Annotated in this window: 18 protein-coding genes; 10 read left to right on the plus strand and 8 right to left on the minus strand. The window is 50.3% G+C overall.

All coding sequences use genetic code 11. The annotated features are described in order from the left end of the window. The first annotated feature begins 274 nt into the window (after positions 1 to 274). Positions 275 to 1,192, plus strand: coding sequence for a lytic transglycosylase domain-containing protein (locus HY879_14270; protein ID MBI5604508.1), 918 nt, complete (start codon positions 275 to 277; stop codon positions 1,190 to 1,192). A gap of 82 nt (positions 1,193 to 1,274) precedes the next feature. Next, positions 1,275 to 1,460 (plus strand): hypothetical protein, encoded by a 186-nt coding sequence (locus HY879_14275; GenBank protein MBI5604509.1) that lies wholly within the window; start codon positions 1,275 to 1,277, stop codon positions 1,458 to 1,460. 5 nt (positions 1,461 to 1,465) lie between these two features. Here HY879_14275 and HY879_14280 read toward each other — a convergent pair whose 3' ends face one another. From HY879_14280 to HY879_14300, 5 genes are all read right to left on the minus strand, one after another. Beyond that, positions 1,466 to 1,750, minus strand: a complete 285-nt coding sequence (locus HY879_14280; GenBank protein ID MBI5604510.1) for a metallopeptidase family protein — start codon at positions 1,748 to 1,750, stop codon at positions 1,466 to 1,468. A 77-nt stretch (positions 1,751 to 1,827) separates the two neighbouring features. Beyond that, on the minus strand, positions 1,828 to 3,348 hold the full coding sequence (locus HY879_14285; GenBank protein ID MBI5604511.1) for a response regulator: 1,521 nt from the start codon (positions 3,346 to 3,348) through the stop codon (positions 1,828 to 1,830). Then, positions 3,345 to 4,484 (minus strand): GHKL domain-containing protein, encoded by a 1,140-nt coding sequence (locus tag HY879_14290; protein ID MBI5604512.1) that lies wholly within the window; start codon positions 4,482 to 4,484, stop codon positions 3,345 to 3,347. Before HY879_14290 ends, HY879_14285 begins: the two co-directional genes overlap by 4 nt. 404 nt (positions 4,485 to 4,888) lie before the next feature. Further along, entirely contained in the window at positions 4,889 to 5,350 is a 462-nt protein-coding gene (locus tag HY879_14295; GenBank protein ID MBI5604513.1) for an NAD(P)H-dependent oxidoreductase, read from the minus strand. Next, the gene (locus HY879_14300; GenBank protein ID MBI5604514.1) at positions 5,343 to 6,386 is read right to left on the minus strand and encodes a PD40 domain-containing protein; all 1,044 of its coding nucleotides are present in this window, start codon (positions 6,384 to 6,386) and stop codon (positions 5,343 to 5,345) included. The genes HY879_14295 and HY879_14300 overlap by 8 nt, the downstream gene beginning before the upstream one ends. 202 nt (positions 6,387 to 6,588) lie before the next feature. Here HY879_14300 and HY879_14305 point away from each other — a divergent pair, with 202 nt between their 5' ends. Further along, entirely contained in the window at positions 6,589 to 7,632 is a 1,044-nt protein-coding gene (locus HY879_14305) for a flippase-like domain-containing protein (GenBank protein ID MBI5604515.1), read from the plus strand. A gap of 22 nt (positions 7,633 to 7,654) precedes the next feature. On the opposite strand, the gene HY879_14310 is transcribed toward HY879_14305, so the two are convergent. The 3 genes from HY879_14310 to HY879_14320 form a co-directional block, all read right to left on the minus strand. Further along, positions 7,655 to 8,464 carry a hypothetical protein gene (locus HY879_14310; GenBank protein ID MBI5604516.1) on the minus strand — a complete coding sequence of 270 codons (810 nt, stop codon included), beginning with the start codon at positions 8,462 to 8,464 and terminating at the stop codon, positions 7,655 to 7,657. Then, a complete protein-coding gene (locus HY879_14315; GenBank protein ID MBI5604517.1) occupies positions 8,451 to 8,666 on the minus strand; it encodes a hypothetical protein in 216 nt (71 codons plus the stop codon). The genes HY879_14310 and HY879_14315 overlap by 14 nt, the downstream gene beginning before the upstream one ends. Positions 8,667 to 8,852: 186 nt before the next feature. Next, positions 8,853 to 9,128: a hypothetical protein gene (locus HY879_14320; GenBank protein MBI5604518.1), complete on the minus strand. Its 276-nt coding sequence runs from the start codon at positions 9,126 to 9,128 to the stop codon at positions 8,853 to 8,855. Between the two features lie 282 nt (positions 9,129 to 9,410). Between HY879_14320 and HY879_14325 the strand changes: the two genes are divergently transcribed. The 7 genes from HY879_14325 to cooS all read left to right on the plus strand — a co-directional run bounded on the left by HY879_14325 (position 9,411) and on the right by cooS (position 18,500). Continuing rightward, positions 9,411 to 9,695 (plus strand): type II toxin-antitoxin system Phd/YefM family antitoxin, encoded by a 285-nt coding sequence (locus tag HY879_14325; protein ID MBI5604519.1) that lies wholly within the window; start codon positions 9,411 to 9,413, stop codon positions 9,693 to 9,695. Beyond that, positions 9,692 to 10,105, plus strand: coding sequence for a type II toxin-antitoxin system VapC family toxin (locus HY879_14330; protein MBI5604520.1), 414 nt, complete (start codon positions 9,692 to 9,694; stop codon positions 10,103 to 10,105). The genes HY879_14325 and HY879_14330 overlap by 4 nt, the downstream gene beginning before the upstream one ends. 768 nt (positions 10,106 to 10,873) lie before the next feature. Next, positions 10,874 to 12,343 carry an MBOAT family protein gene (locus HY879_14335; protein MBI5604521.1) on the plus strand — a complete coding sequence of 490 codons (1,470 nt, stop codon included), beginning with the start codon at positions 10,874 to 10,876 and terminating at the stop codon, positions 12,341 to 12,343. An 8-nt stretch (positions 12,344 to 12,351) separates the two neighbouring features. Beyond that, entirely contained in the window at positions 12,352 to 13,455 is a 1,104-nt protein-coding gene (locus HY879_14340) for a hypothetical protein (protein MBI5604522.1), read from the plus strand. Positions 13,456 to 13,601: 146 nt separating this feature from the next. Continuing rightward, positions 13,602 to 14,387: a hypothetical protein gene (locus tag HY879_14345; GenBank protein MBI5604523.1), complete on the plus strand. Its 786-nt coding sequence runs from the start codon at positions 13,602 to 13,604 to the stop codon at positions 14,385 to 14,387. A 443-nt stretch (positions 14,388 to 14,830) separates the two neighbouring features. Beyond that, a complete protein-coding gene (locus tag HY879_14350) occupies positions 14,831 to 16,390 on the plus strand; it encodes an acetyl-CoA decarbonylase/synthase complex subunit delta (protein MBI5604524.1) in 1,560 nt (519 codons plus the stop codon). A 67-nt stretch (positions 16,391 to 16,457) separates the two neighbouring features. After that, positions 16,458 to 18,500, plus strand: a complete 2,043-nt coding sequence (cooS, locus tag HY879_14355; protein MBI5604525.1) for an anaerobic carbon-monoxide dehydrogenase catalytic subunit — start codon at positions 16,458 to 16,460, stop codon at positions 18,498 to 18,500. The last annotated feature ends 41 nt before the right edge of the window (positions 18,501 to 18,541 follow it).

The raw sequence follows: 18,541 nt of genomic DNA on the forward strand, positions 1-18,541 counted from the left end.
GGTATTTTTTCAATGCCTTGGAGATCGTCTGAGTGTTCCTGACTGGGCGGTTTCAGGATTAATTGGAAAATAGTTTTCAGGATCAGGGGTCGGGGGTCAGTTGAGAATAAAGTTTCAAGTTCCAAGCCGCAAGTTTCAAGTGAAAAACCTGGATTCGGGAGTTCAAGGATTTTATTTCCAAGCCATTCACTTGAATCCTTGACCCCCTGAATCCTTGAATCCTTTTTCATGCTTCATGTCGCCCCTTGAGGGGCGAGGATTTAACAAGAACCCAATGGCATTAAAAAAATCGGACATAATTCTTCTGCTGAGTCTGGGTTTGTGTTTGGGCCTGTCTTGGCTCGGGACGAGCCCGGCCCAGGCCTTTTATTATACCTTTCCCCACTCCCTGTCGCTCTGTGGTGAACCGGTTCCCCTTGCAGACCGAAAGATCTGGGAACGAATGGACCGGGAGTTTACCATTAATGTCTATGACCGGGCCCAGGTCTTTCTGTGGCTAAAGAGGAGTAAACGGTATTTCCCTTATATTGAGGCCAGGCTTAAAGAGAAAGGGATGCCTGATGACCTGAAGTATCTGCTGGTGGCGGAAAGCGCCCTACGACCCCAGGCCCTCTCCAACAAAGGGGCGGCCGGATTCTGGCAATTTATTGAAAAAACAGGCAAAAGATTCAGTCTGCAGAAAAAACCCTGGATCGACGAAAGGCTGGATTTGATCAAATCCACCGATGCAGCCATCAATTACCTGAAGATTTTATACGATCAATTCGGTAAATGGACCCTGGCTATGGCCGCCTATAATTGCGGGGAAGAACGGGTTAAAGAGGAAATTACTCTCCAGGGAGAAAATGATTATTACCGAATGGCTTTGCCCCAGGAGACCGAGCGCTATATCTTCCGGATCCTGACGGCCAAGGTTTTATTGTCCGATCCTAAAAAATACGGTTTTGAGCTTCCTGAAAAAGAAGGATATCTCCCTATAGAATACGATCAAGTCCTGGTTCAGCTTCCTCATCCGGTTCCCCTTCGGGATATTGCCAAAGCCTGCGGCTCCTATTTCAAGGAACTCAAAGAGTTAAACCCGGAAATTCAAGGGTATAACCTTCCGGCAGGTGTGCATCAACTTAAAATTCCAGTGGGGAAAAAAATTCTTCTGGAAAAAAATTGTAAGGATTGGCTGAAGATACTTCCCTAAACCTCTTCCTTTTTTTGATTGACACCCAATATATAGTATAGTAAAATTTTTATATACTCTATAAAGGGATAGAGGAGGGGTCATGGAGGAAAAAATGCAGGAAAACCATTTCTGTTTTAACTTAAAGCTCCCGGATCTCCAATGTCAGCAATGTATCTGGCTGGAATGGAATGAAAACACCTTGAGTTGCCTCAACCGGAAAAGGATGATCTGTAGTCTTTACGTTGAAGAAATTTTTGGGGAGTTGATCCCCAAGACGATTAATTAGCCTTATTAATATCCCAAATGGCGTATCCGGGTCTCCGGAAAGCCGAAATGATGGGCTATTTCATGGACCAGGGTCTTTCTGATCTGGTCCTTAACCCTGCCTTCGGACGGACAGGTACGCAGAATAGGGCCACGAAAAAGGGTGATGCGATCTGGAAAATTGATCCCTTGAAAATAGCTTTTTTCCGGCCGGGGGACCCCTTGATACAAACCGAAGAGCAGCTCCCGTTCCCCCAGCCCCAATTCCTTTAAAAGTTGCGCAGAAGGTTCCTCTTCAACGACAATTTCCACATTTTCCAGCTTTTCGAGGAATTCTGCGGGAATTTCTTCCAGGGCCTGGCTGACCAGGGCTTCAAATTGATCAAGGTTTAACCGAATCGTTCTTTCCCTTCTTCCGCTAAAAGAGTTAAAAAAATATCGACGGCCTGGGGATCGAATTGGAATCCGGCTTGCAGTCGAATCTCCTCTATGATCATTCCTTTACTCAATGGACGGCGGAATGGCCGCTCGGCGGCCATGGCATCGAAGCTGTCGGCCACAGCCAGGATCCTGGCCCCGAGATGGATGGCCTCCCCTTTCAACCCCTGAGGGTATCCCGTACCGTCATACCGTTCATGATGCTGGGCGATGATTGTCTTGGCTTCTCCCAAAAAGCCGACATGCTTAATGATGTTGAGCCCCAAATCGGGGTGCTCTTGAATCAAAGCGCGTTCCGATGGGTCTAATGGACCGGCTTTGCTTAAAATGCCTTCGGGAATCCCGATTTTTCCCACATCGTGAAGGAGCCCTGCTAAGAGGATATCCCGTATTTGCTGAATGGGAAGCCCCATGGTTTTGGCTATCTTAAGCGATACTTCGGTGACCCTTTCACAATGTCCTCGGGTATAAGAATCTTTGGTCTCGATGGCCTCGGCCAGGCTCTTGACCAGTTCCAGATAAACCGTTTCCATCTCCCGCCGGCGCAGTTCATTCTGAATGGCCACCGAGACGGAAGCGGACAACGATTCGAGGATTTTCAGGTCCTCTGGATTAAAAGGGAGATCCCCTTCTTTATCGGTAACATTAATAACTCCAAATGGCTTATTCTGGATTTTAAGAGGGATTTGCAGGATCGGCAGGCTGATAAAAGCCTTGGAATCGGAGTATCCCTTGGCCCCATTTTTTTTCTGGATCGCATCCATTATAAAGGCCTTCCCCTCGGCATATACCCTGCCGGCTATAGGTTCTCCTACCGGTTGTCTTGTTTTTTTAACAATTTCTAAGGGAATTCCTTTGGCTTTTATAATTTCCAAACAATTTCTGGATTCGTTATGGAGCATAACGGATACCCGCCGGCTATGGGTCAACCGGCTGATGGTTTCAACCAGAAAGCCGGTGATGGTTTCTAAGCCTTCCAGGGTATTGAGCTGTATGGAGATATCGAAAAGCTGTTCGATCAAGGCGGTTTGCTCGGTCACCTTTCGTTCCAGATCTTCCTGATGTTTTCGATTTTCTTCCTGTAAACGCCTTCGATCATCGATCAGTTCTTTATAGTCCAACCCGCGCTTTACCGACAGGATTAAGACATCCCGTTGAATCGGTTTGGTTAAATAATCCAAGGCCCCGCAACGCATGACCTCCAGGGCCGTCTTCATATCCACAAAGCCTGAGAGCATGATAACCGGGACCAGAAGGCCTTTCTCCTTTAAACCCTTCAAAAAATGGATACCGTCCATACGGGGCATCTTAATATCGCAAAGCACCAGGTCGACCGGTTCTTTTTCCAATACTTCCAAGGCTTCGGCTCCATCACCGGCTTCGATACCTACCCACCCTTCTCGCTCCAAATGGAGACGAACGACCCGCCGAACAATTTCTTCATCATCAACCACCAAGATCTTATGGTTCATTCTGGTCTCCTCGGGAATGGAAAAATCACCCTGAAGGTCGTCCCTCTTCCTTCTTTGCTCTCCACTTCGATACTTCCCCGATATTTAGTGATCAGCCGGTGGGTCACCGTCAGTCCTAATCCGGTCCCCTGGCCCGGGGGTTTGGTCGTAAAAAAAGGATCAAAGATCTTTTTCAGGGTTTCCTTAGCAATCCCCGGTCCGGTGTCCTGGATCACCACCTCCAGACCACGACTGGTTTTTCGATTAGCCAGTCTTAACATCCCGTTACCCTCCATGGCTTCCACGGCATTGCTGATCAGGTTGACAAATATTTGTTGGATCTCACTGTCGCTGGCCCGGATAGGTTCCAATTCCATCAGATCCTCGGTCACCTCGATATCCCCGAACATGGCCGCGCGACTGACCATACGCAGGGCATCTTTAAGGGCCTGCTGCAGGTTGACCGACGAAATAGCATCGCTCCGGGGGATTCGGGAATAGGTGGAAAGATCTTTGACAATTTCTGCGATTCTCCCGGAATATACGATGATCTCCTTCAAGTATTGGTTTCTAAGCGTTGGGGAATCGGTATGCTGAAGGATCTCGGCCAGGCCTAAGATACCGGTCAGGGGATTATTGATCTCGTGGGCCACCCCTGAGGCCAGGATCCCGATCCCGGCCAGCTTTTCGGCCTGGATAAGTTGTTCCTGCAACCGTTTCTCCCCGGTAATATCACGGGAGTATTGGATAATGGAAGTCAACGCCCCCCCTTCATTATAAATAGGGTAGGCCTGTTGAAAGTGAATTTGATTGATATCTTCCACATAGCGCTCCCCGGAAACGGCCTGACCGGTAAGGAGGGTTTGGGTGACCGCACAGCCCGGGCAGGGTCTTTCAAACCCATGCCTGACCTGGTAACATTTTCTGCTTTTCAGTTCCTCTAAGGATCGTACACCGCTCTGGGTGATGAAAGTCTGGTTAGCCAACAAGATTTCGTATTGGGGATTCAGGATAAACAAAGGATCTTGGAAGCCTGAAAAGATGGCTTCCAATTGGGCCTTTTGACGAGCGATTGCATCCCGGCTGACCTCCGGGTCCTCTGGTTGAGAAGCCTTGTCGGCCAACAGGGACTCCACCGATTGATATTCTGGTTTCATTGGATTCCTATTGAAGGTAAAGAGGTAAAATTAACCCTGTTGGATAAATTCCCATAATGGATTTCAAATTTACTTCCCTTATCTTCCAGGAATTAATAACCGATTAAAAGGATTGTATCTTAACGGAGGGTTGGGAAGTTGTCAAAATTTTTATTTATAATTTAGAAAATTTAAGCTAAAAACCCCGAGAACGATCTGGTCTGGAAAAATATTTTCGGTATTGGCCCACATTTATGTAGGATAATATGGAATAGGTTATTATTTTAATGGAAGGCTTAAGAAAAAAAGTTGGGAACCCGGTTAAGTCTATTGGCGGCACCATTTCCGACCACCTCATCAGCGTTATGGGGGGGCAGTCCAGTGCCCGGTTTCCGGGGTACCAAAAGAGTTGAAGCGGGCAAAAATCAATAGATCCCCGCCTCACAGCCGGCGGCGATGGTCCGGCCCAGGTCTTCACATTGGGCCAGGATATCTACGGTAACAGGACCTTTGGCAATAAGGGGCTCTTGGGATTTCTTGAATTGATAGGCAAGGCAGATCCTTTCGATATGGGTCAAAGCCCCCTGGCCGTCGTTTCCGGCGCTGATAAAAACGGCATAGGGCTTTCGGAAGATCTTTTTATTCCCTCTGACCTGCTCATAGGTCCGATCAAAGAGGTCCTTAACCGCCCCGGACATATACCCAAAGTATTCAGGGGAACCCAGCACCAGCCCATCACAATCAATCAAGTCTTCGTCCGTTACCTCAAAGGCCCTTTTTAATAGGGCCGTTACGCCTTCGATTTCCCCGGCCCCATGGGCCACCGCTTCGGCCATCTTTCGGGTATTGCCGCTTTGTGAGTGATAGACTATAAGAATTTTAACCATTGAATCCCTTCTCGACATACAGGTCCGGCCAGCGGTCATTGGCCGGATTATAGGTGATCCGCACCGCCTCTTTCCAGGGGCGGCTCATTTTCCAGAGGAAGATTTCGTAATCGGCCAGGTCATGTTCATGGTCCCCTTCCGAGGCGCCCCAGACCAGCCATTTCCCGTCGTTGGAAACCTTGGGAAAGTATTCGTGACTGAAGGTCAAGGGCAGGTCCATCAACACCTTTTTCCCTCTCCCGTCCAGGCCGGAACTCAGCATTTGCGTTCCACCCCGGCCCCCTACTTCCACCCAGGCCAGTGTCCGGCCGTCAGGCATCCAGGTCAGCTCGCAACTGTTGTCTCCCAGCCGGATCAGGCGATTTTGGGATAAGCGGAGGAGAAATACCCCGGAAAGCTTCCCCCGCAGGGTTATGGCCAAAAGATCGGGGTCCTTGGGAGACAGCTCCGGGGTCTGGGGTTCGGCCTCGTAGGGGGGCTTCCGCCCGTTAAAAAGGAGGGTTTCCCTTGATCCGCCAAGCCTTTTCATCAGGACCAGATCGCCCCTTAAAAAGGTAAAATGCTCTCCATCCGGCAACCAGGCAGGAAAATTACCGTTTTTAACCACCAGGGATTCCTTACCCGAACCCAGGTCGAAGAGATAGACATCCCAGGGTCGCTGATCCCGTTCGGAGACCCAGCGCTGCTGGGACCGGGCAAAAAGGATCCGGTTCCCATCGGGGCTGATCCGGGGGTAGTAACTGACGTGGGGATGGCTGGTCAACTGGTACTGCTTCAAATCCGGCAACGTCAACAAGAAAATCTGATGAGTTCCGGAGCGGCTGGAACTCCAGACCAGTTTTCCCTTGGCTTCTCCCCATAATTGTCTTATTCTATCCGGTGTTTCTTCGGGCCATTGGGTCTCGGCCGGTTTTAGAAAGTAATATCCAAAATAGCGATAAACGAGCCGCGGACCGTATTGGTAAGCGAACAGACCTCCCAGCAGTATCAGGAAGGCCAGGAAGGCCCAGGTAATTTTTTTAGAAAAAGGAGTCATCAAGCTGTAAGGAATGGGGTATGCGGTTGATTTTTTAATGGCTTAAGCATACCCTGTCGGCGGGAGAAAATCAAATTATTCCAGGCGATGTAACAAAGTTTCAAGTTTCAGGTTGCAAGTGTGAAAAACATTGAATCCTTTTTCATGCTTCGTGGCACCCTCAAGGGGCATGAGGGCTTAGTACGAATAAAAGGAGCGTCGTTTGCGGCCCATCATAAAAAGCCTCCTGCTGTTTTTCGGTTCGGCCACCATAACCGCCTGGCTGGTTTATAGCCTGTTTACGCAAACACAGCGCGGCGACTGGGAGAAGGTACTTGGGTTAAATTATCTCCCCCTCCTGGTTTACCTCGCCCTGTATGCCCTCAACCTTTATCTGAGAACCTGGCGATATTATACGCTGCTTAAAGCCACCCACACCCCTAGGCTGCCTTCCTTCGGGGACTTAACCCTGGTAACCCTGGTCCGGAATATGCTGGTCGATTTTCTGCCGGCCCGCATAGGCGGCCTTTCGTATATTGTTATATTAAACCAGGTCCTCAAAGTTGAGATGGCCCCCTGTCTGACCTCCTTTACTTACGCCGCTCTATTTGACCTGCTGGGACTGGCTCCTTTGTTAGGGGTTTTCCTGTTTATATCCCTGCCGGAGTTTTCGGGAACCGGCCTGGCTTTGGGACTGGCCGCCTTGCTTTTAACCGGGTCCTCCCTGTTGTTCCTCCGGTTTGTCGAACCGGTGTTGGTTTTTTTTTTACGGCTTCTCACCCGTAAAGGAAGGCGCTGGCAGACCAATAAATGGGTTCTGAAAATCGAAGCCCATCTCCGGCAGTTGATCGAGTCCCTGGCGGCATTGGGCAGCGGCAGGATTTTTTGGCTGACCCTGACGGTTTCCATCTTGATTCGCCTGGTCAAGTACCTGATGTTGTCGATTCTTCTCCTGTCAATTATAAAGGCCGTAACCGGGGAACTTACCGGCCTCCCCTGGTACATACTATTTTTGGGGCTCATCGCTTCAGAGGCGGCGGCGGCTCTCCCCATTGGGGGGTTGGCCGGGTTCGGCCTTTATGAGGGGGTTCTGGGAATGATCCTGGCGACCCAGGGGATGGATTCATCCCAGGCCCTGTTGATTTCCTTTATGCAACACCTGATCACCCAGTTTTTCGATTACGGGGCCGGAGCCGGGGCCTTGATTTATTTGCTGACTATTAGGAAGCAGGTTAAAAGGTGGCCCGGTAAAGACGCTCGGGAATGACGATAAAAGTGCCACTGTAGTGTTAATGTTTATAGAATTCGAACATAGCCGCAGAGATTTCAACACTGGTCGGCCAATGGCCCCGCCGTTGTCCGGCATGGGTTGTGTAATCGTCCAGACGGGCGGGATCGGGCTGCACCACTTTGCCATCTTTTAGAAAGACCAGCCCGGCCTTGTCCGTCGGCATGCACCTGACAAAAGCCTCGGCCTCCCCCAATATGTTACGAAGGCGACGATAAAAGGTCTTAGGGTCGATGGGCTCCAGGGTCGGGACACCCCGTAAATCCTCATTCCGGTAACGGGCCTTGCGGCGAATTTCGGCAATTAAACCTTCAGGCGTGAAGCCCGGGGCCTTTTCGACCGCTGCCCAGATCACTGCGCCTAAGGGCAATATCCGCTCGTGAATGAAAACGAGATCGAAAAGATCCGCTGGTCTCTGCCGTCCTGCTGCAGCCATAACTTTGTTGGTGGCAAGGTCGATAGGGTGCAGCACATAGCCAAAAAGCTCATCCTTTATAGTAGGGGAAAAACGGTAGTCGCTATCGACCACCCATTCAAGATGAGTGCGCTCGTCACCGCCTCGCACTTCGGCGGTGTAAATCGTGGGTTCGCGCCGGAGCCAAATAACCTCAAGTCCCTTGGCTTGCAAAATTTTGCTGTCCGTTTCGGCAGCGTGGGCCACTCGTTCCTCGCGGTCGTGGAAAATGTCGCTGTCATCCGATATGCGCAATCCGCCGCGGTTAAGGGGCGTACTTCCGGCGACGTAGCTTTCCGGGTCCCGCTGCGCAGCTAAAAGGCGCAGGATTTGTGATTGGAGCTTAGATAGCGACACGGCAGGCCTTCTCAATCTGCTCAGCCAAACGACGAGCGGCCATGTTGCCTTCAATGCGTAATTGCCGCGTGATCGCCAGGGCCTCTTCGGGACTCGGGTTTTCAATCTGGCGCACGTTCCAAAGCGCGCGGCAGCCGAATTCCTTAAAGGCCCGGCGGTAAAAGGCCAGGTAATCTTCTTTTTGTATTTGTGCCGCGCCCATAAACTTTGTTTGATAAGATTTTGTTTTTAGATGGAAAGAGTATAAGGAAGGAAAAAGGCACGGTCAAGGGGAAAAATGGGGACCGAATGTAAAGGGAAACATGCTTTTTCTCACGAAGTCCCCGCAAGACGTTATTACAGAAACCGTCATATCGAACCGTTTGTTCTTCCTGGCTTTTCAGTCCCTTCAGACATTCAACCGGTGGTCCAGCCAGTCGGCGAAGATCGGATATTCCCTGGGGAAAAGGGATAGGCGGTCTCCGGGTTGAACCAGCCAGTTTTTGGGAACCGACTTGTAATTGATCATGGCCAGGCTAACTTCCTGCGGTTGAATATCAAGGAGTTCCAGCATATTCTGCAGGGTCAGCGGTTTTTGAAGTTCCACCTGGACCGGGGCATCGTCCCCCGCCTTCTTTCCTTTCAGCAGGGACCCGAACAGGAATACATTAACAGAGGATTTCATAAGGCAACCTCCTCATTATTTTTCCCGTAATATACGCTTAGATCTCGGGAATCGCTTTGATCTAAGTCAAAATTTCAAGAATTAATTATTTGATTATTTCGGACTGATACTCCGGGGCCAGGCGTTTTCAAGGCTATAGGGCTTTTTAAGCCTGAAAAGAACTTTAGAGTTAACGGGACTCGCCTATTGATGCCTTTCACCACCGCAACGGCATTCTTGACATAGCCATAAATATGGCTATAATAATAAGAAATACCAAAAATCCGGGAGAGGTGATGCTAAATGGTCAAGAAGGTATCGGTTGCGGAAGCAAAGAACAACCTCCCTTCGATTATCCATGAAGTCGAACAGGGCTCCAGAGTGGAGATAACCCGTCATGGTAAATCCGTTGCCGTCGTTGTAGCCACAAGTGATTATGCCGGTCTAATGGAAAAAGGCAAAGGGCTTTGGAACGATCTCAGTAAGATAAGAAACATCATGGCTTCTGAGGGGATAGTCGTGGAGGGTAGGGATTTTCAGGCCCTTCGGGATGCTTCAGACGGACGGCCGTTTGAGTGGACGGTATGAAGTATTTGCTGGACACCAATATTGTGTCAGAAATGGTAAAGCCTGATCCAGACGCCGCTGTTTTGATAAAATGCAAACAATATCAGAATGATTTGGCTATAGGGGCACCGGTTTGGCACGAACTTCAGTATGGTTGCTATCGCCTGCCGCTGTCGCGAAAGCGGGAATTAGTCGAAATGTTTCTTGAAGATGTCGTTAGAAAAAATCTTCCCATCCTGCCTTATGACGAACAGGCAGCGCGGTGGCATGCCATGGAAAGGGCCCGGCTGTCTCTGGAGGGAATGACCCCTTCCTTTGTTGATGGACAGATTGCCGCCATTACCATTACAAACGGCCTCATTCTCGTCACGCGCAACCAGGCAGACTTTAAAGGATTCTCCGGTCTGAAAGTGGAGAATTGGCATTCATGAGGAAAGTATTTGAGGGGAATTCCTATTTATCTTAGAGAATCAAGAAATCCTGAGAATCCTTCTGTTAAAACTTTGAACTTGAATTCAGTTTCTGCCTTTTTGGTCTCGGATCCAACAATCCCGACAAAGTCACCGGAACACGGCATTCCACGCGTTTCCTAAGTTCTGTGAGTATCTTAAAAAGACAAGGGTCTGCATCCGGCCGTTCTTCCAGATGGACTCCAAGGAGAATGGCTTGTTCACATTGCTTGACGTATCGGATGGCTCTGTTGCGCATATGTTCGATAAGTCTCAAATTAACGTGACTGGGCTTGTCGATAGCATAATGTGCCGAGATGATCTCATTTCCCATCTCGTAAAGATGATCAAATCCGCGATTCCAGTTGGGAAAAGTATTCGAGTATTCACGTGAAGTTGATGTAAATCGCGCTCCGGGTTCGTTTGGATGAAGTTTGTCACGATCCATGTTCCCAACCCAGTTTGCCGGAACCGGATAAAATTCCAGGGTTTCTGCTGGGAACTGTTTTCGATTATAGGTTATCTTCCCCGATTCGCTCTCCAGAAATTTCTAAATGGTATTTACATTTCCTCTTAGTATGGGTTAAACTTTTTCATTTTTCTCCCAATGAGTTGAGAGAAAGTTTTCAAGGACAATAAGTAAATAATTTAGTCAGCCTGAGGCTGACATGCGTTTCAAAGGGTTAAGGTATTAAGAATGCCCCACTTTTTTGGAGTTGCACCCATTTTAATTCCGCGATTAAGGTCATAATGATTTTCAGCTCCCCCATTTTTCTATTTCTGTTTCTGCCCATCGTCTTATCCCTCTTTTTGTTAATCCCCAGAAGGCTGCGGATTTTTTTTCTTTTACTGGCCAGCCTGGTCTTTTTTTTCTGGGCCGAGAAATGGTTTGTCCTGGTGGTTATGGTTTTAACGGTCGTTAATTATTTCTTCGGGCTGCTGATGGAGGTCTGCTGTAACTCGGAGGAGCCGAGGCCAAAAGGGATGAAGATTGTTTTGGGGTTGGCTGTCGTCTTTAATCTGGGCCTTCTCGGTTATTATAAATATGCCGATTTTGTACTATCTAATGTAAACGCCTTCGCGCAATCCATCGGCCTGGCTATGGCGCTCTCCCCCTATTCGCATCACCTTCCCATGGGCATCTCCTTCTTCACCTTTCGAGCCCTTTCCTATGTCATAGATGTCTACAACCGGAAGGTGACCGGCTCGAAAAGCCTGATGAATATATCCCTCTTCATCGCTTTTTTCCCGACCGCCATCGCCGGCCCCCTGGTCCGCTATGGCGAAATGGCCCGCGGGTTTGGGGAACGGACCGTGACGATCGAACAGTTTTCTATCGGCCTGAGGCGGTTTATCGTCGGTTTGGGGAAAAAATGTCTGATCGCCGATACACTAGGACCGGTAGTCAATCAGATATTTGCCCTATCTCCCGGCCAACTCAATTTAGAAGTGGCCTGGCTCGGAATCCTGGCTTATACCCTTCAGATCTATTTTGATTTCTCCGGATATTCGGATATGGCCATCGGCCTGGGGAAAATGTTCGGGTTCGATTTACTTGAAAACTTCAACTATCCTTATATCTCACAGTCCGTTCGAGAGTTCTGGAGAAGGTGGCACATCTCCTTGTCCACCTGGTTTCGGGATTATCTTTATATCCCCTTGGGAGGAAACCGCTTGAAGTCTTCCCGTCTCTATCTGAATCTGATCATCGTTTTTTTCTTCTGCGGGTTATGGCATGGAGCCAGTTGGAACTTCGTTATCTGGGGCCTCTGGCATGGATCTTTTCTCATCCTGGAAAGGCTCAAGATAGGCCAATGGATCCATTCCCTTTGGCGGCCTATGCGGCATTTATATCTTTTGCTGGTCGTTATCCTCGGGTGGGTATGGTTTCGGGCAGAGACCTTGCCCTTGGCTTTGACCTATTTTAAAGCCTTGTTCGGCATTTCCGGAGCCGGGGGTATTGAATATCCCATGGCATTATTTCTGAACCGAAAAGTGGAACTGACCCTCTGGGCAGGTCTCATTTTTTCCGGACCGGTCTCAGTATTTTTAGTGAAAATAAGAAAAACCGCCTTGCAGCAAACCGGCCACCTTTTCTTCCGGATGGCCGATCAGGGGATATCGATCGGGCAGGCGATTGTCCTGGCCTGCCTTCTGGCAGCCTCTTCTCTTTCAATAGCCGGGGGGACCCATACCCCCTTTATCTATTTTAAATTTTGAAGTCATTTATGCAGCCCCCTTTATTGAGTAAGTCCAGCGCCAAGCAGCCCCCCAAAAAGTCCGAAGGGACCGGCTGGCGGGTACTTTCGATCGGTCTTTTTTTTCTCTTCTTGTGGCTGCCCCTGGTGGATATGTTTTTGCCCCTTCTGCCGAAAATGGAACAAACCGAAAAACGGGCACTTGCTCAGGCTCCGAAGCTTCGATGGAATTCCCTCAAGGATTTTCCCGTCTCCTATGACCGGTTCTTCAACGATCGGTTTGGGGGGCGGACCCTCTTGATCCGATTGAACAATTTTATCCACCTAAAATGGTTTCAGGTATCGCCTGCCAAAAGCGTCCTGATCGGAAAAGAAGGATGGCTTTTTTATACCCAGGATAAAAGCATTGCCGATTATAGAGGCTCAGTTCCCTTTTGGCCGATCCATTTAGAGAAGATCAAACAAAACATCTCCAGGCAAAGGGTCTGGTTGCGGGACCGGGGAATTCTCTACGTCATTTTGATTGGCCCGAATAAAAGCACCATTTATCCCGAATATATGCCTGACAACATTAACCGGATATCCCTGAAAACCAGACTGGATCAAGTCCTGGAATTTTTAAGTGCCGATGAAAAAGCGGTCATGGTAGATGTCCGGAAGGCCCTCCGAACAGCCAAAAAAGAACAGTGGGTTTACGGAAAGACGGATACTCACTGGAACTCCTATGGAGCCTTTATTGCCTATCGGGAAGGGATAAAGTCCCTACCTGAAAATTTCCTTCCGGTGAAACCCCTTTCTTTTTCGGATTTTACCGTTTCCGTTCGACCGAACAAGGGAACTGGAGATTTGGCGGGGATGCTGTCCCTGGCCGGGTTGCTGGAGGATAGAGAGGTTCATCTAGAGCTGAAAGGAGAGCCTTCCTGCAGGCCCGGGAAAATATCCAAGGCCGTCTTATTTCATGATTCATTTGCCGAGGCCTTATTACCATTTTTAGAACACCACTTTGAACAGATCGTTAGACAGCATTGGGGGAAAAAGGGATTTGATTATTTGCTGATCGAAAGAGAAAAACCCCAGGTCGTCTTGTATGAAATTGCCGAACGCCACCTGGATGCCTTAATCAAATATGAATGATTTTGAAAGAGGGTGGTGGAATTCAGAAAATGGCTTTGCTAAAATAATGTATTTGAAGCCGGCCCCGGGTGCCCTGGATCTTGCAGCCTCCGAGACTTTTGCAGACCCGAGGTCAGGCGGCCACTTATAAGAGAGGGGAACATTATATGGATGGTTGGAAAGGGATGGGGAAGCGAATTGCAGTTCTCATACTGATCAGTCTGGTCTGGCCCGCGGTGACGGAGGCCGAAGGTCTTTACCTTCGCGGCGGAATGGGCCTGGAATGGGCCTTGTCCGCGGATTTCCAGGATAAAAATCCGGGGGCCACCAATCCTCCGGCCCTGTTCGGGGAAGCCAGTGGGTCGGACGGCCGCCCGATAGCCGCCCGGGGCGGGTTCGGCCGGATACCCTTGCTGGAAATGGCCTTGGGCCTGAAGGTCCTTCCCTGGCTGAGGACGGATATTTCACTGGCCCATCGCTTCGACATGAACTATTCCGGCCAGGCCAATTTCCGGAATGTGCCCGGAGACCAGCCGGTCTCCACCCAGGCCACTTCCACCAGCGGCCTGGTCAATATCTTTGTCGAGCTGTCCGAACTTTTGGATATCCAACTGGGACCCTTAAAACCTTATCTGGGAGGCGGGCTGGGCCTTGCCTACAACCGCCTCGATCAGGTAAAGTTCCTGTTCCCGGGATTGACCCGGCATAAGATCACCCTGACCCCTTCGGGGGAAAATTTTAACCCGGCCTTCATGCTGACCGTGGGCACGGGGTGGGTGTTGTCCAAACATCTGGTACTGGATGTGGCTTTCCGCTACTGCGATTTAGGCCGGGTGTCCACCGATCCGGGCCGGGCCTTTATGAACCATGTCCCTTCGGGGATCGAAATCGATAGTATCCATTCCCTCTTATCCACTCAGGGCCTTTTTCTGGGCCTGCGTTACTATTTTTAAAACGCCAAGCGGCTAATCCGGATTGAAAAGGCTGGGTATGATTTGAAAAGCAAATTGCAAAAAAATAGGGAGAAAGGCCGGGGGATTGAGGACGTCTTCTGACGGAACCGGTCCAGTGATCCGCGGAAACTCCGAAATCCTGGTCAAAGGCTTCTTCATTATAAGGTAATTTTTCCACCCGGCGCAGTATTTCACAAAAGGAATGGCCACGCCAGCCCCCTGGTTGTTTTTTCTTGACAAAAGTATTATGTTCCATTAAGTAATAATTTTCACATTATAGGATTGGCATGATATTTAACTGCCGTGCGGCAGGGTCTGCTCTTGAGAAAAATAAGGTTCCTTATAGAATAGAATAGAGACTTCCTGTTGCCTGCTTCTAAGGTATCTAACCAACCAGTAATACTCATCAAAGTATTATACTTCAACAAAAGGAGGGAATACCATTGGCCTTTGAAATTCCTAAAATTTCCTATTCAGGAAAAATAAACGAGGTTGCCATCGGAAAAGCTTCTCCCGTTACCATGGGCGGGGAGAATTCCTATCCCTTTCATCTATTTGAAGGGCAGATGCCGAATCCACCCAAAATTGCTATGGAAATCTGGGACATGAAACCGGATGATTGGCCGGAAACCGCTATGGCCCCCTTTGCCGACGTGTTGGATGACCCGGCGGCCTGGGCCAAAAAATGCGTGGAGAAATATGGTGCTGAAATCATCGTGGTCCAACTTAAAAGCACAGACCCCAACGGCCTGGATAAAGGGCCGGAGGAGGCCTCGGTCGTAGTCCAGAAGGTTTTAAAGGCGGTGAAAGTCCCGATTATCGTCTGGGGATCGGGGAATGAGAAAAAGGACACCGATGTTCTTCGGAAGATCAGTGAAGATTGTCAAGGAGAAAACCTGACCCTTGGCCCGGTGGCGGAAGGAAATCATAAACAGATCGGCGCCTCGGCTCTGGGTTATAATCATACTCTGATCGCCTCCACTCCGATTGATGTAAATTTAGCCAAACAATTGAATATATTACTGGAAAATTTGGGGGTCCCCAAGGAAAAAATCGTTATCGATCCGACTACCGGTGGCCTTGGGTACGGGCTGGAATATTCCTATTCGGTCATGGAGCGGATCCGCATGGCTGCCCTGGCCCAGGAGGATGAAAAACTCCAATACCCCATGATCAACAACGTGGGCAATGAAGTCTGGAAGTCCAAGGAGGCCAAGCTGACCGCCGAGGAGGCCCCGACCTTAGGGGATGCGGCCAAGCGGGGATACCTGATGGAGGCTGTGGCCGCTGTATCCTATCTCCTGGCCGGATCGGATGTTTTGATTTTGAGACATCCCGAGACGGTAAAGCTGGTCAAAAAATTAATGGATCAACTGATTACCGGGGATTTGGATATCAGCCCGGCGGACCTGGCGGCCAAACTGAAGGCCTTGAATGCCAAACCGGCCGGAGAGTATCCCGAAATAGTCAAGACTAAAATTGCGGCCGCCGAACCGGCCAAGGAAGAAAAGAAAGCGGCCCCGGCCAAGGCCAAAGAGGCGGCCCCGAAAGCCGCTCCGGCCAAACCGGCCCCGGCGCCTAAGGCCGAACCGGCCGCACCTGCGGCAGCGGCCCCCAAAGTGGAAGAACCTCCCAAGATAACGCCCGAGGAGGAGGCCAAAATAAAAGCCGAGGCCGAAGCTAAAGTCAAAGCCGAAGCAGCAGCCAAGGCCAAGGCCGAGGCCGAAGCCAAAGCCAAAGCAGAAGCCGACACCAAGGCCAAAGCCGAGGCGGAAGCCAAAGCCAAATTGGAAGCAGAAAAACAGGCCAAAGAGGAGGCCAAAGTCAAGGCCAGGGCCGAGGAAGAGGCCTTGATAGCGGCCAGGGCTGCAGAAAGGATTAAACGAGAGGCTGAAAAAGAAGTTTGTGCCGCCGGCCCGAAGGAGATGAAGGTGGCGGAGATCCAGCTTTCTCCTGTGGACAAATTGCTGGCCCAAATCAATCGTGTCAATAAAAGAACGTAACTTATTGTTTATATAAACAAGATCAGAAGATAGTCCAGGAGACTGTCTTCCCAAGGAGGAACATAATATGGCATCAGAAGAAGCCAAAGAAACTTTGAAGGTTGTGGAAAAAGAAAAGAAAAAAATCAAACCCGAGGAAAAGAGCGTCGATCCCGCCACCATTCAGATGCTTTATAAGGCCCAGGAAGAAGGCATAGAGACGATCTTTGATCGGGCCGAATCCATGAAACCCTGTAATATAGGGATCCAGGGCACCTGTTGTAAGATGTGTGCCCAGGGTCCTTGCCGTCTTCCCCTGACCAAAAAGGATTTGGAGGGGAGGGACAGCCGCATGGGACTCTGCGGGGCCACTCCCGAAACCATTGCCGCCCGTAACTTCGCCCGGATGATTGCCGCCGGTTCCGCGGCTCACTCCGACCATGGTCGGGGCATAGCCGAGGTTTTCCTGTCTGCGGCCCGCAAAGAATCGGAAGATTATAAAATAAAAGACGAAGTCAAGCTCCTGGCCATTGCCAAGGATTTTGATGTGGCCACCACCGTTTGTGTGGATGGTGAAGATAAGGATCGGGATAAATACGATATCGCGGTGGAGGTCGGCGAAAAGATATTAGGGGAATGGGGTAAGCAGGAAGGCGAAGTCTATTATGCCAAGCGCGCCCCCAAGGCCCGCTACGACTTGTGGAAAAAATTGGATGTCATTCCCCGGGGGATTGATCGGGAGATCGTGGAAATCATGCATCGCACCCACATGGGGGTGGATCAGGATTACGAAAACCTGATGAAACAAGGCACCCGGGCCGCCCTGGCCGACGGCTGGGCCGGGTCCATGATGGCCACCGATATGCAGGATGTCCTTTTCGGGACCCCCTACCCGGTTCACGGGGAGATTAACCTGGGCGTCCTGAAACAGGACCATGTCAATATGATCGTCCATGGTCATGAACCCCTTCTTTCGGAAATGATCGTTGTGGCCGCTCAAGACCCGGAGATGATCCAGTATGCCCAATCCAAAGGGGCCAAAGGGATTGTCCTGGCCGGTATGTGCTGTACAGCCAACGAGATCCTGGTCCGCCACGGTATGCCCATCGCCGGGAACTACCTCCAGCAGGAACTGGCCTTGATTACCGGGGCCGTGGATGCCATGGTGGTGGATGTCCAGTGTATCATGGAAAATCTGGCCAACATCGCCAAGTGTTTTCATACCAAGCTGATTACCACCAACCCGCGCTGCAAGATTGCTTCCGGAGAAACCGTCCATATCGGGTTCGACGAGCACCATGCCCTGGAAGATGCCAAACGGATCGTCAAGACGGCCATCGATAATTTCCAGAATCGCCGGTCCGAAGTGCTTATTCCCAAATATAAAGAAAAGATGGTGGTCGGTTTCAGCTATGAGGCCATCAACTATCATCTGGGCGGGACCTTCCGGGGTTCCTATACCCCTTTGAATGACAATATCATCAACGGCCGTATCCGCGGGATCGGCGGGGTAGTGGGTTGCAATAATGCCCGCTGCATGCACGACAGCGCCCACCTGATCGTCGTCAAAGAGCTGTTAAAAAACGATGTCATCGTCCTGACCACGGGCTGCGATGCCATGGCCTGCGGCAAGGCCGGTTTGCTGACGCCCGAGGCGGCCAAGGTCTATTGCGGACCCGGACTGGCCGAGGTTTGTGAGACCGTGGGTATCCCGCCGGTGCTGCATATGGGCTCCTGTGTGGATAACAGCCGGATCCTCATGGCTGCCACCGAGGTGGTCAAGGCCGGGGGGCTGGGAAACGACATCAGTGATCTGCCGGCGGCCGGCTGCGCCCCGGAATGGATGAGTGAAAAGGCCATCTCCATCGGACAATATTTTGTGGCCTCCGGGGTTTATACCATTTTCGGGGTTAACCTGCCGGTTGAAGGGGCCCCGGTTTTCAAGGAACACCTCTTCAGCGGTATGGAAAGTATTTATGGCGGGAAATGGGATCTGGTCGAAGACCCCTATGAAATGGCCCGCAGGATGATCGCCCACATCGATGCCAAACGCAAGGCCCTGGGGATCGACAAGGCCCGGGAACGGGTGCTCATGGATATGGCTGACCGGCAGAAGCTGGAGGCCGTTTAATTTTCATTTTAAAGACCTCTTAAGAAAGGAGGAACGTGTTT

Source organism: Deltaproteobacteria bacterium (assembly GCA_016219225.1).
GTDB lineage: Bacteria > Desulfobacterota > RBG-13-43-22 > RBG-13-43-22 > RBG-13-43-22 > RBG-13-43-22.